Source organism: Methylobacterium sp. yr668, assembly GCF_900116245.1.
Lineage (GTDB): Bacteria > Pseudomonadota > Alphaproteobacteria > Rhizobiales > Beijerinckiaceae > Methylobacterium.
The window spans coordinates 33,793-46,903 of sequence record NZ_FOZY01000021.1; the positions used below are offsets into that span (position 1 = coordinate 33,793).

Annotated in this window: 12 protein-coding genes; all 12 read right to left on the reverse strand. The window is 73.3% G+C overall.

What is annotated here, in order from left to right; all coding sequences use genetic code 11:
* Positions 1 to 16: 16 nt before the first annotated feature.
* The 12 genes from BM419_RS22250 to BM419_RS22305 all read right to left on the reverse strand — a co-directional run bounded on the left by BM419_RS22250 (position 17) and on the right by BM419_RS22305 (position 13,059).
* Entirely contained in the window at positions 17 to 802 is a 786-nt protein-coding gene (locus BM419_RS22250) for a ParA family protein (protein WP_091927699.1), read from the reverse strand.
* Positions 799 to 1,068, reverse strand: coding sequence for a hypothetical protein (locus tag BM419_RS22255; RefSeq protein ID WP_042672513.1), 270 nt, complete (start codon positions 1,066 to 1,068; stop codon positions 799 to 801). The genes BM419_RS22250 and BM419_RS22255 overlap by 4 nt, the downstream gene beginning before the upstream one ends.
* Positions 1,068 to 3,650 (reverse strand): chemotaxis protein CheA, encoded by a 2,583-nt coding sequence (locus tag BM419_RS22260; RefSeq protein WP_210188181.1) that lies wholly within the window; start codon positions 3,648 to 3,650, stop codon positions 1,068 to 1,070. Before BM419_RS22260 ends, BM419_RS22255 begins: the two co-directional genes overlap by 1 nt.
* A complete protein-coding gene (locus BM419_RS22265; protein ID WP_020095615.1) occupies positions 3,647 to 4,018 on the reverse strand; it encodes a response regulator transcription factor in 372 nt (123 codons plus the stop codon). The genes BM419_RS22260 and BM419_RS22265 overlap by 4 nt, the downstream gene beginning before the upstream one ends.
* 1 nt (position 4,019) lies before the next feature.
* Positions 4,020 to 4,883 carry a CheR family methyltransferase gene (locus BM419_RS22270; RefSeq protein WP_091927700.1) on the reverse strand — a complete coding sequence of 288 codons (864 nt, stop codon included), beginning with the start codon at positions 4,881 to 4,883 and terminating at the stop codon, positions 4,020 to 4,022.
* Positions 4,884 to 4,895: 12 nt separating this feature from the next.
* A complete protein-coding gene (locus BM419_RS22275) occupies positions 4,896 to 5,495 on the reverse strand; it encodes a HEAT repeat domain-containing protein (protein ID WP_091927701.1) in 600 nt (199 codons plus the stop codon).
* Positions 5,496 to 5,514: 19 nt separating this feature from the next.
* Positions 5,515 to 6,570, reverse strand: coding sequence for a chemotaxis-specific protein-glutamate methyltransferase CheB (cheB, locus tag BM419_RS22280; protein ID WP_091927702.1), 1,056 nt, complete (start codon positions 6,568 to 6,570; stop codon positions 5,515 to 5,517).
* Between the two features lie 50 nt (positions 6,571 to 6,620).
* A complete protein-coding gene (locus tag BM419_RS22285; protein ID WP_091927703.1) occupies positions 6,621 to 8,204 on the reverse strand; it encodes a chemotaxis protein CheW in 1,584 nt (527 codons plus the stop codon).
* 54 nt (positions 8,205 to 8,258) lie between these two features.
* On the reverse strand, positions 8,259 to 10,187 hold the full coding sequence (locus BM419_RS22290) for a methyl-accepting chemotaxis protein (protein ID WP_091927704.1): 1,929 nt from the start codon (positions 10,185 to 10,187) through the stop codon (positions 8,259 to 8,261).
* 492 nt (positions 10,188 to 10,679) lie between these two features.
* Positions 10,680 to 10,952 (reverse strand): hypothetical protein, encoded by a 273-nt coding sequence (locus BM419_RS22295; protein WP_091683006.1) that lies wholly within the window; start codon positions 10,950 to 10,952, stop codon positions 10,680 to 10,682.
* 53 nt (positions 10,953 to 11,005) lie between these two features.
* A complete protein-coding gene (locus BM419_RS22300; RefSeq protein ID WP_091927705.1) occupies positions 11,006 to 12,271 on the reverse strand; it encodes a class I SAM-dependent RNA methyltransferase in 1,266 nt (421 codons plus the stop codon).
* Complete coding sequence (locus tag BM419_RS22305) at positions 12,268 to 13,059, reverse strand: TlyA family RNA methyltransferase (protein ID WP_175556350.1); 792 nt, start codon at positions 13,057 to 13,059, stop codon at positions 12,268 to 12,270. The genes BM419_RS22300 and BM419_RS22305 overlap by 4 nt, the downstream gene beginning before the upstream one ends.
* Positions 13,060 to 13,111 lie beyond the last annotated feature (52 nt).

Here is a 13,111-nt window from a genome sequence, read left to right on the forward strand (position 1 = left end):
ATGTCTGTGCGAACGGCTAAGTTTTAATCGTTCCAATCTGCCCGGCAATGCATTTTTCCATGACGTGGTCGCATAACAGCTCGAAGTCCTGCACCGCCCGCGCACGGGGCTTCACGTACCGAACCGGCTGTCCGCACTCGAAGGCCTCCGCCAGAGCGATGTCCGTGCGGATCCCAGCCAGGAGGCGCTCCCGGCCGAACCGGCTCGCGAGCTGCTCGAGGGCCTCCCGCTGCATCGTGATCCGGAGATCCACCTGCACCGGCACGATCGAGAGGCCGCGCAGACCGGGATTGAGGCTCGTCGCCACCCGGAAGAACGCGCGCGCGAACTGCCCGACGCCGTCCACCGCGAGGTGGCTGAGCTGTGTCGGAACCAAGACGTGGTGCGCGCTCGCCAGGGCGCTGATCAGCAGGGCGTCGGCCGTCGGTGCGGTGTCGATCAGGATCACCGCGTAATCCGTCGCCAGGGACTTCAGCGCCGCCGCGAGGCCGAGGGGCGCGACAGCGCCGTCGGGGCCCGAGAAGCCGCGATCGGCCGGCAGCACGTCCACGTTCGGCACGGCGGTGCGCCGCACGGCGCGCCCGAGATCCGTCACCCCGGTGCCGCGGAACAGGTCGTGCACCGTCGGCTCGCCGGGCCTCGCCCGCACGCCGAAGCCGAGGCCGGCATGGCCCTGGCTGTCGAGGTCGACGAGCAGCACCCGCCGGCCGCCCTCCGCGAGGCTTGCGGCGAGATTCACGGCCGTCGTGGTCTTGGCGGTGCCGCCCTTGCGGTTCGCCACGGCGAGGATGCGCTCGGTCATCCGCGCTCGGCCTCCGCGGCGCCTTCCGCGGCGGCCTCGGGCAGCGCGGCCAGGCAGGCCGCCGGCACGGCTCCGGCCGGCCGGCCGCGGAGGGCGGGTGCCGCGACCATCAGCACCTGGAGGACCGCCGTGTGGAGCCACGCCGCGCCGGTGAGGTCGACGACGGCCTCCGGGGTGGCGCGCAGGATATCGAGCAGCGGCTCGGCATCCTCGACCGGGCAGTGGCCCGAGAGCCGGATGCGGGCGCCGCTGTGTTCGAGGGCCATCAGAGCAGATCCGACAGGTTGAGGACGAGGAGAACCCTTCCGTCGCCGAGGAGCGCCGTCCCGGAGAAGCCCGCGAGGCCGGCGAGGAGACCGTCGAGGGGCCGCACGATGACCTCCATGCGCTCGCGGAAGCCGTCGACCACGATGCCGACCCGCTCGCGTCCGACACGGGCGACCATGACGGCCTCCTCCTCCGGCGGCGCGTCCGAGGCCGCCGGGAGGCCCAGGCTGTCGGCGAGCCGGATCAGGGGGATCATCGCGTCCCGCAGGACGAAGGTCTCGCGCTGCTTGATCCGGTGGATCTGGTCCCGCGGAACCTTCACGGTCTCGGCCACCGCGTCCATGGCGACCCCGTATTGCTGGCCCCGCGCCACCACGGTGACGATGCGGGTCACCGCCATGGTCAGGGGCAGCTGCACGGTCACGCAGGTGCCCGCGCCCGGCTGGCTCGCGAGCCAGACGTCGCCGCCCGCCCTGCGCACCGCGCTGCGCACGACGTCCATACCGACGCCCCGACCCGAGAGGTCCGAGACCTGATCCCGCGTCGAGAAGCCGGGCGCGAAGACGAGGTTGACGAGATCCTCCGCGGTCATCTGGGCGGCCTGATCCGGGCCGATCAGACCGCTGCGCAGCGCCTTCTCGCGGACCGCCTCCGGGTCGATGCCGCGGCCGTCATCCGCCACCTCGATGATGACGTTGTCGTTCTCCTGCCGCGCCGCGAGCCGCAGGGTGCCGCGCGCCGGCTTCCCGGCGGCGATCCGGATCGCGGGGGTCTCGATGCCGTGATCGAGGGCGTTGCGGACCATGTGGATCAGCGGGTCGGCGAGGCTCTCCAGCACGTTCTTGTCGGCCTCGGTCTCCTCGCCCAGGATCACCAGCTCGACCTCCTTGCCGAGCTTGCGCGTGATGTCGCGGACGAGCCGGGGGAAGCGCTGGAAGACCTGGCTCACCGGCATCATGCGGATCGCCATGACGCCGACCTGCAAGCTCTGGGCGATCCGGTCGATGACCGCGTACTGCTCCTTGATCTCCCGACCGAGCTGGCGCGAGCCGCTGACCTGCTCGACGCGCCCGGCGAGATACGCGAGCCCGTTCTTGGCGACCGTCAGCTCGGCCGCGAAGTTCATCAGGGCGTCGACCTTGCCCTGCTCGACCCGCAGCATGCGCGCCGGACCCTTGGCGTCGGGGCCGGATCCCTCCGGGGCATCGCGCGGCTCGGTCGCCGGCGGCGGGGCCGCGGTGGGCCGCGGCGCGGGCTCTCCGGAGGGTGTCGGCATCGGCGGTGCGGCGGCCGCGCCGCTCGCCACGCCGCGGAGGACGGCGCCGAGGGTCTCGGTGGCGCCCGCGCGCGCTCGGCCCAGGGCTGCTTCCAGGGCGACGGCCCGGCCGGGCGCCAGATGCGGCAGGCAGCGCCGCACCACCGTGCGCACGGACTCGAACCGGCCCTCCGCGACGGCCGGTTCCGTCGACACGGCCAGCATCTCGGCCTGCGCGGCGAGGATCGCCTCTGCCTGCTGGCGCAGGGCGAGGTCCGGGGCGGGCGCGTCTGCGGGCGGCCGATCGGTCGGCGGCGAACCCGAGGCCGGCCGCGGGCCGCCGAGGTCGGCGGCGAGGCGGCGCAGCGTCTCGGTCTCCGCCGTGGCGGCCAGCGCCGCGATCCAGCGCAGGGCGCAGGCCTGCCGGGTCCCGGCGCCGACGATCCCCAGCAGGGCGTCGGCGGCGGCGGCGAGGTCCGCCCGGGCGTCCTCGGCGAGGAGCGTCCCGGCCCGCGCGGCGAAGTCGCCGAACACCTCGGCCTCATCCTCCGTCCCGGTCAGGACGATCAGGTCGTCCGGCCGGATCGCGCCGACCCGGACCTGATCGGCGACGTAGCGCAGATGATCGGCGACCGCCTCGGCGTCGGCGACGCACAGAACCTCGAAGCGGAGCCAGCTCAGCACCGGATCGCAGGTTTCCGGCGACGGGGTTGCGGCGCGCGGCCGTACCCGCAGCGCGACGAGGCCCGGGGCCTGCGCCACCAGATGGGCCGGGTCGTCGCCGCGGAAGAAGCAGGTCTCGTCGGGCTCGTAGTGCCAGGCGGTCAGGGGGGCGCCCGAGGCCGCGGCGCGCCTCCAGGCGGCCTGCCGGTCCGCCTCGGGGAGGTCGGCGAGCCAGTCCGGCGGCCCGTAATCGGCCCGCGCGACGATGGCCTCGATCGCCGCGGGGAGCCACGCCCGCAGGGCCGTCACCCGGCCTGCCATCACGGCGTCGGCGTCGTCCGGCAGGACCGCGCGGCTCTCCAAGACGTTGATCCAGTGGCCGACCAGATCGAGGCTGTCGAGGAGCCCGTCCACGATGGCGGGTTCCAGGACGAGCGTGCCGGCCCGGACCTCGACCAGAAGGTCCTCGGCCGCGTGGACCAGATGGGTCAGCGGCGCGATCTCGAACAGGCCGGACGTGCCCTTGAGGGTGTGCACCGCCCGGAAGACGTCGTCGAGGGATTCGGCGCCCGGCGACTTCTCCAGGGCCAGCATGCCGCTCCCCGCGCGCTCCAGGAGCTCGCGGGCCTCGGGGATGAACTGGGCGAGCAGGGCGTTGGTCACGGTGCGGCTCCGGCCATCACGGTGGCGACCGCGACGAGGGCGTCCGGGCGCACCGGCTTGACGAGGTAGAGGTTGGCGCCCGCCGCGAAGGCCCGCGCGCGGTCGGCGCCGGCGCTCTCCGTGGAGATCATCACGGCCGGCACCGCCTGGAGCTCCGGCATGGTCCGGCCCTGCCGCAGGAAGGCGTAGCCGTCCATCTTGGGCATGTTCACGTCGACGAGGACGAGGTCGAAGCCCTCGGCGACGGCCTTCTCCAGGCCCTCGTAGCCGTTCACGGCCTCCTCGACCGCGAAGCCGGCCTCTTCCAGCACGTCGCGGTAGTACAGGCGCACCGTGGTGGCGTCGTCGATGACGAGGATCCTGGCCATGTCAGGCCTCCGCGCTCAGGGGCTTCTGGTAGACGATCGCCTCCGCGAACTTCCGGAGGTCGAACAGCGCGGAGATCCGGCTCATCGACTCGGAATGGCCGAGGCAGACGAAGCCGCCGGGATCGAGCGCCTCGTAGAGCGTCTGGGCGGCGCCGCGGCGGGACGCGTCGTCGAAGTAGATCAGCAGGTTGCGGCAGAACACGACGTCGAAGCCGCGGAACTGCCGGGTCGAGAGCGGGTCCGAGAGGTTGACCCGCGCGAAGGCGATCGACTCGCGGATGTCCGGGATCACCTCGTGGGCGCCCTGCACCCGCCGGGTGTAGCGCTCCAGGGTCGCCCGGGGGACGTGCTGGACCGCGCGGTCGCCGTAGAGGCCGCGCTTGGCTTGGTCGAGCACGGCGGTGTCGATGTCCGAGGCGACGATCTCGATGTCGTACCGGTCGACCTCCGGCCACGTGTCGAGGAGCTGGAAGGCGATCGAGTAGGGCTCCTCGCCGGTCGAGCAGGGCACCGACCAGATCCGCACCGGCTCGCCCGGCCGCTTGCGCCGGGTGACCTCCGGGAGGATCGACCGGACGAGGCAGCGGAACTGGTACTCCTCGCGGTAGAAGTAGGTCTCGTTGACGGTCATCAGGTTGACGAGCGTCTGGAACTCCTGGCCGCTGGCCTGGAATCGCAGGGTGTTGAAGTAGTCGCGGAAGACCGGCAGCGCGCTCGCGAGCATCCGCTCCTGCAGGCGCTTGTCGACGAAGTAGCGCTTGTTGTCGGCGAACATGATGCCGGTCTTGCGGTAGAAGAAGTCGCGGAAGCGGACGAAGTCGGCATCGGTGACGACGGGCGTCGGCGGCGGGAACGGTGCGGTCATGCCGGCCGCCGGTCAGGTGATGCGGCGGCAGGCGGCCCTGGCCGCGAAGCGCAGGAACGGCGCGTCGGGGAAGCGGGCGGCGGCGGCCTCGATCTCCGGCACCATCTCGGGCGTGCCGATCTCGGCGAGCACGTCGAGGGCGGCGGCGCAGACGTTGACGTGCCCGTCCTCGGCCAGGACCCGGCGGGCGTAGGTCGCGGCCGCCGGGTGGCGCAGGGAGACCAGCACGTTCACCGCGAAGATCCGGCGGTCGCTGTCGGGATCGGCGAGGGCCCGCTCGAGGGCGCCGAGCACCGCCGCGTCCATCTCCTGCAGCGTCTCGATCGCGGCGTTGCGCAGCCAGACGTCCTCCGAGCCCAGCAGGTCGAACAGGCGCTCGGCCGCCGCCGGAGTGCCGATGCGGCCGAGGGCGCCGAGGATCGCCTCGCCGACGCTCCGGTCCGCCTCGCGGGTGAGGCGGTCGGCCAGCAGGCCGGCGGCGCCGGGATCGGCGGCCAGGCGATGGGCCGCGTCGCGGCGCCCGGCGGCCGTCGGGCCCTCCAGGGCGATCCGGGGATCCTCCGGGGCTTCCGCCGGCGCGGGGAGGGCGGGGTGCTTGCGGACCAGGGCCATGTCAGTCTCGGTCTCGATCTCAGGACAGCCAGCCGACGAGCTGGGCCGGGATGGAGCGGGCGGGCAGCGTCAGGGTCGCGCCGCCGAGGCGGATCAGCTCGGCCGGCATGCCGAACACGACGGCGCTCGACTCGGCCTCCGCGATGGTGCGGCCGCCGGCAGCCCGCAGGGCCGCCAGGGCGGCGGCGCCGTCGTCGCCCATGCCGGTGAGTTCGACGCCGATCAGGGCCTCGGGCGGCAGGTGATCCCGGGCGCTGCGGACGAGGCGGTCGACGCTGGGGTGCCAGCGCAGGGCCGGGTCGCTCGGGACGGTGGCGACCGCGAGCCGGCCGAGCCGGCGCTCGATCACCACGTCGGCGTCGCCCCGGCCGATGTAGACGCGGCCCGCCGCGAGGGGGACCGGGGCGGTCACCTCCACCACCTCCAGGGCGCAGAGGCGGTCCAGGCGCTGGGCGAAGGCCCCCGTGAAGGAGCCCGGCATGTGCTGGGCGATCACGACCGGCCAGGGCAGGTCGGCCGGAAGCTCCGGCAGGATCTCCTCCAGCGTCCGCGGTCCCCCGGTCGACACGCCGATCAGGACGCAGCCCTCGACGCGGGCCGCGGCCCGGGGCGCCGGGCGGCGCTTCGCGATCTCGCCGCGCCCGCGCCGGACCCGGTCGAGGAGGCCGCGGGCGCGGCGGGGCTTGGCGCGGGCCGCGACGCGGACCTTGGCGACCATCTCGTCCCGGACCTCGCCGATGTTGAGGGAGACGGTGCCGCCGGGCTTCTCCACGTAATCGACGGCGCCGAGCTGCATCGCCTCCAGGGTCACGGCGGCGCTCTCGCGGGTCAGCGACGAGACCATGACCACCGGGCGCGGGCGCGCCGCCATGATCTCGCCGAGGCAGGTGAGCCCGTCCATCTCGGGCATGTTGATGTCGAGGGTGACCACGTCGGGCTCGAAGCTGTCGATCTGGTCCAGGGCGTCGCGGCCGTTGCGCGCCGTGCGCACCTCGAACTGGCCCGTCTCCTCGAAGATCAGGCGAAGGTGTTTGCGCATCAGGGCGGAGTCGTCGACGATCAGGAGCTTGGGCATGGCGGGTTGCGTGGCAGGAGCGGCCTCAGACCGGGCCCGGAGACGGCGGCTCAGGCCGCCTGCAGATCCGCGACCTCGTGCCGGCTGAGGAGCCGGTCGACGTTCACCATCAGGATGATCCGCTTGGCGGCGGCGAGGTTGGCGACCCGCTCCACGGCGCTGTCTTCGTCCTGCGCGAGGTCCGGCGCCGGCACGATGGCCGAGCGGGGGATCTTCAGGACCTCCGAGACCGAGTCGACGATGAAGCCGGTCCGCACCCCCGCGATCGCGAAGACCATGATGCGCTGGCGGTCGTTGCGCGCGGCCTCCGGGAGCCGGAAGCGGCGGCGCTGGTCGATCACCGGCAGCACCGCCCCCCGCAGGTTGACGATGCCCTCGATGAAGCCGGGCGTCCGCGGCACGTGGGTGAGCTGCTCGGGGACGCGGACGATCTCGTGCACGGCGTCGATCGGCACGCCGTACTCCTCGTCCGCCAGGCGGAAGACGACGAACTGCTCCTCCTCGTCGGCGCGCGTCGGCGCGGTCGCGGTCTGACGTTCCTGCACGGGTCCCTCCTCTGCGGCTCCGAGGCCGGCGAGGCCGGCGGCGATCCCGGTGGTGGCGAACAGGCGGGCGGCCGACAGGATCGAGACCAGCCGCCTGCCGCCGCCGAGCCGGCAGATCGCCTCGACCTCGCGCAGCGCGTCGCCCTGCGCGAGCAGGTCAGGCAGCGGGTCGACCACCGCGCGGGGCACCCGCAGCACCTCCTTCACCGTGTCGGTGACGATGCCGACGGAGCCGGCGGATTCCCGGGAGGCGACCACCACGATCCGGTTCTGCTCTCCCAGGGGCACGCCCGGCAGCCCGAACAGCGCCCGCAGGCTGACCAGGGGCAGCAGCCGGTCGCGCAGGTTGATCACACCGATGACGTGGCGCTCGGCCTTCGGCAGCTCGCTGACGCGGTCGGGGACCTGGACGATCTCCTGCACCTGCTCGATCGGCAGGGCGTATTCCTGGCCCGCGAGCTCGAAGGACACGAGCTGGATCTCGTCGGAGAGCCCGGCCTCGCCCTCCGGCCGCGCCGAGGCCGCGCCGCCGGCCTCGATCGGCCCGACCGCGTTCCGTCCGCCCGACCCGCCCTCTGCGCCGGCGCGCCCGGACCCGCTGCGCTGCAGCAGGCGCCCGAGATCGATGATCAGCACGATGCCGGCCGGCCGCTTGATCACGCCCGCGAGCAGCTCGATCGCCGCGGTGGCGGTGAGGCCGTCGGTCCCCTCGATCTCCCCGGGCTCGGCGGTGATCACGCTCGCCATCCGGTCGACCACGAAGCCGGAGGTCCCGCCAGCGCCGCCGCCGTCGCCGGACCCCTGGCCGACCACGACCACCCGGGCGGCGTCGTCGTGGACCCGGTCGGGCAGCTCGAACAGCCGCCGCAGGCTCGCCACCGGCAGGACCGAGCCGCGCAGGTTGGCCAGTCCCACCAGGGCGGGGGGTGCCAGGGGAACGTCGACCATGTCGGGCAGGCGGATGATCTCCTGCACCTCCGCGAGGGGCACCGCGTAGGTTTCGCGGGCGACGTGGAAGGTCACGAACTGGAGCGCGGAGGCGGTCTCCGACCGGTCGGTCGCGGCCGAGGCTGAGGCGTCGTTGGACATGGCGGGCTCCGGGCTGAGCAGGATTCGGGTGGGGCCGTCCCGGCCGGGCGCGTCTCAGTCCTGGTTCTGGAGTTCGTCGGCCAGCGACGCGACCTCCTCGATGGCGGCGGCGAGTTCCTCCGCGCCGTTCGCCTGCTCGCGGGCGGCCTGCTGCGCCTCGTTCACCGCCTGGCCGCCCTGGCGGGCCGCCGTGGCGATCTGGTCGACGCCGCGCTTCGCCTCCTCGACGTTGCGGATGATCAGGTCGGCGCCCTGGAGGATCTGCCGGTTGCCGTCGAGCACCACGCCCATGTCGTCGGCGGTGGTCTCGAGGTCGCGGGTGATCGCCCGGTTCTTCTCGACCTCGGCGGCGGCCGCCGCGGAGATCGCCTCCAGGTCCCGGCGCACCACCACGATCTGGTCCTGGATCGCCTTCACGAGGTCCTTGATCCGCTCCGCGTTCTCCGAGGAATCCCGGGCGAGGTTGCGGATGTCGGTGGAGACCACCATGAAGCCCTTGCCGAACTCGCCGGCCCGGGCCGCCTCGATCGAGCCGTTCACCGCCAGCATGTTGGTCTGGATCGCCACCGTGGTGATCGCGTCGACGATCTTGTCGATCTTCCGGCTCACCTGCTCCAGGGCGTTGATCTGCTCTCGGCTCCGGTCGGTCTCCGCGAGGGCATTGCCGACGCCCGCGACCAGTCCGTCCACCGCGGCCCGGTTCTCCTGGAGCTGACTCGTGATCAGGCCGCCCTTCTCCAGGGCGTCGCGTGCGCTGTCCTGGGCGAGGAGCGCTCCCTTCTCGATCTGCGCGATCGCGGCCGCCGATTGCTGCGCGGCTGCCGTCTGCTGCTGGGCGCCCCGGTCGATCTGGTCGAGCGCCGTGGTGATCTGCGCGGCGGCCCGGTTGATCTCCTCCACCGCCGAGGACAGCTCCTCGGCCGCCGAGGCGACCTCCTCGGCGCTCTTGCCGACGTCGGTGGCGTTCTTCAGCTCGTCCGCCAGGGTCGCGAGCTCGGTGGCAGCCTGCTCGCTCTCCCCGAGGGCGGTGGTCTGCTGCTCGATGGTCTTGAGCGATTGCTGGCAGGCGGAGGATTGCTCCTCGGCCGCCGCCGCGATCAGCTCGGACCCCTTCTGCGCCTCGACCGCGGCCTTCTCAGACTCGACGGCCACCCGGGCGATGGTCTCGGCGCCGCGCATGATCTCGACCATGGCCTGCCGCACCGCCTCGAGCTGGGCGGTGATCGTCTCGCCCCGCGCGACCTCTTGGCGCGCGCCCTCGGCCGCGCGGTTGATGCCCTCGGCGATGACCTTCACGTCTTCCTGGATCCGGCCGATCAGCGCCTGGATCTCCTGGGCGCTGCGCTCGGAGGTCTCCGCCAAGGTGCGGACCTCGTCGGCGACCACCGCGAAGCCCTTGCCGTGCTGGCCGGCCCGGGCCGCCTCGATGGCGGCGTTCAGGGCCAGGAGATTGGTCTGGTCGGCGATGCGAGCGACGGCGCGGACGATGTCGCCGATATTGGCCGCCTGCCGCTCCAGCTCGACGATCAGCGTGACCGAGGCCGCCTGACGCTCGGCCGCCGTGGCGATCGAGCCGACGCTGAGCCGGATCTGATGGCTCACGCCGGCGATGAGTCCCTGGAGCGCCTCCGATTTCTGGCGCGAGGTCTCGGCCTCGGTGCGGGCGGTGCCGATCACCTCCGACACGGTCGTGACGGCGCGCTGCGACTGCTCGGAGGCCCCGGCCGCCTCCTCGGCGCCGGCGGCGATCTGCTCCATCGCCTTGCGCAGCTCCTCGGCCGCCGACGAGGCCTCGGCGACGCCGCTGGCGAGCTGGGTTGTCGCCGCCGCGATGCGCTCCGCCGCCTTCTGCTGCTTGGCGAAGGTCCGGGCCTTGCGCCGGCTCTCCTCGTTGAGGCGCCCGAGCTGGCTCAGACTGGCCGGCTCGCCCTTCCGGACCTGCGCGTGCGATCCCGACAGGGCGGCTTTCTTCACGAGGGCCATGGCGGCGTTTCCTTCACTTGAAGTCGCGGCTGTACGTCGCCGCCCCCAAGGCTAGGACCCGCGACGCGCAAGTCTTACGAAGCATCAAGTTGCGAATCAATAAACGAGAACACGATTTTTGAGCAATGATCCGCTCTAAGGACCGCCATATCCGTGAACATGAAGATCAATATTTGGAGTATATCTACAAAAAGACTGGCTTGAAGATAGGATATTGGATTATGAAGATGGATATATTTGCAACCAATATGGAAATATGCGCTGGCAACAATCCTGTTCGCCGGTCGCTGCTGTATCGAGCCGGCGGTTTGGCCAAGCCCCTCGGCGGACCCGCGGGGCCCGCAGGCCGGAGCGAGCGCGATCTGAAGTTCCGCGCCGCCCGAGGTCGCGCCGAATGGAGAGCCGTTTGCGGGGCACGGCCCGGTCGAACACCGCAACCCGGACAGGCGATGGCCTGAGCGGGAACCCGGCCCGAGCGACCCCGACCCGATCTCAGTTGCAGCCGTCGCAGATGCTGCCTTCGATCTTGTCGGTCAGAGCGCGCTCGCGCCGCCGCTGCTCCGGGGTCGGCACCTCGCCGGGGCCGAGGGACGTGCCGGGCGGCTTGGTGACGCCGAGGCTGTTGGTGTTCGGCGCCGTGATGGTCGAGACCGGGCCGCCGCCCGTGCCGGTCTGGTCGGGCGCTCGCGTCTGCGCCGCGAGCGGGGTGATGAGGGCGAGGCTCAGCGCACCGAGCGTCGCGGTACCGAGGAATCCGCGGATCATGGAAGGTCTCCCGTCGCCGGGAGAACGGGAAACGTGGCCGCCGGTTGCGTGGCCTAGCGCCGCCGCGCGGTCTCGCGCCGGAACACCCCGACCATCTCGACATGGCCCGAATGGCGGAACTGGTCGACCGGCGTGACGGTCTCCAGCCGGTAACCGCCGGCGACCAGCGTCGCCGCGTCCCGCGCGAAGGTTCCGGCGTCGCAGGCGATGCCGATCACCAGGGGCACACGGGCGGCGGCAAGCTGGCGGGCCTGGGCCTCCGCGCCGGCCCGGGGCGGGTCGAACACCACCGCGTCGAAGGCGTCGAGTTCGGGGGGCAGCAGGGGCCGGCGAAACAGGTCGCGGCGCTCGCTGCTGATCTTGCGCAGGCCCGCGGCGGCGCGCGCGGCCCGCTCGAGGCCCGCGAGGGCCGCGGCATCGGATTCGACGGCGTGGACCGCGGCCGTCCGGGCGATCGCCAGCGTCAGCGGCCCGCAGCCCGCGAACAGGTCGGCGACGCGCCGGATGCGGGGGCCGAGGGCCGCCAGGGTCAGGTCGCAGAGCGTCGCCTGACCGGCCGCGGTCGCCTGCAGGAAGCCGCCGGGGGCCGGGTAGAGGCGCGTCGCCGCGGCGGGGCCGTCCGCCGTGACCGAGACCGGCTCGGCCTCCATCAGGCGCTCGCCGTGCAGGGAGAGCCGAGCGAGGCCGAGTTCGCCGGCGATCCGCACCAGCGCGGCGCCGACGCCGGCGCTGACCGGTCCGTGACCGCGCAGGTCGACGTCCAGGCCCTGGTCGGTGGCCGTCACGGCGACGTCGAGGGGCTTGCGCCCGTGGCCCAGCGGGGCGGCGAGGCGGCGCGCGACCTCCGGGGCCGGGTGGAGCGCCGGCACGGTGATCGGGCAATGGTCGATCGGCACCAGCGCGTGGCTGCGCGCCGCCATCAGGCCGGCCTCGGCCCGGCCGCCGATCTCGCGCACGTGCAGGGTAAGGCGGCGGCGGCCCGCCCCGTGGGCGTCGACAGCCGGCCCGGGCGTCACGTCGAGGCGCGCCTGGGACAGGGCCTGGGCGACGAGGTCGCGCTTCCAGGCGAGCTCCGCGGGCCGCGCCAGGTGCTGGGTGCGGCAGCCGCCGCAGCGCATGTAGTAGGGGCAGAACGGCTCCACCCGGTCGGGAGAGGCCTGCGCGACGCCGAGCAGCGCGGCGCGGCGCGCCTCGCGGCGGATCTCCGCGCGCTCCCCGGGCAGCGTGTAGGGCACCGGGGTGCCGTCCTCGGCGATCCCGTCGCCGCGGGCGCCGAGCCCCCGGATCGTGACCGTCTCGCTATCTGCTGTCTCGCTCACCGCAACCTCGCGCCGATCAGGAACTCGGCGTTGCCGTCGCCGCCCGGCACCGGCGAGTCGATCAAGCCCAGGATCGCGGCGCCGAGCCCCTCCAGGGTCCCGCGGACGGCCGCGCAGACCTCGGCGTGGACCGCCGGATCGCGCACGAGCCCGCCGCGGCCGACCCGGGCGCGGCCGGCCTCGAATTGCGGTTTGATCAGCGCGACGACCGCCGATCCCGGCCTCAACAGGCCCGGGAGGACCGGCAGCACGAGGCGCAGGCCGATGAAGCTCACGTCCACGCTCGCCAGCTCGGGGGGCGGCACGAGGGCGTCCGCGCCGAGGTCGCGGATGTCGGTGCTCTCGCGGTTGGTCACGCGCGGGTCCCCGGCGAGGCGCGGATGGAGCTGCCCCCGGCCCACGTCGAGGGCGTGGACGTGGCGCGCCCCGCGGGCGAGCAGCACGTCGGTGAAGCCACCCGTCGAGGCGCCGACGTCGAGGGCGACGCGGCCGGCCGGATCGACGCCGAACGCGTCCAGGGCGGCGGCGAGCTTGAGGCCGCCGCGGGACGCGTAGGGATGCTCGGCTTCCGCCTCGACCCGCGCGCCCGGGGCGATCGGGTCCGAGGCGCGCGCGAGCGGGCGCCCGTCGACCCGCACGAGCCCGGCACGGATCGCCGCCTGGGCCCGGGCCCGGCTCTCGAAATGGCCGTGCGCCACGAGGTACAGGTCGGCGCGCCGCGGCGCAGGGTTCTCCGCGGGATCGTCCGCGGGGGACGCGCGGTCCGGGCTGGTCCGGTCTCGGGTCATCGGGGCTTCGTGCGGTTCCGGCAGGTCTGCGGCGGAGGTTTCGGGCCGCCGC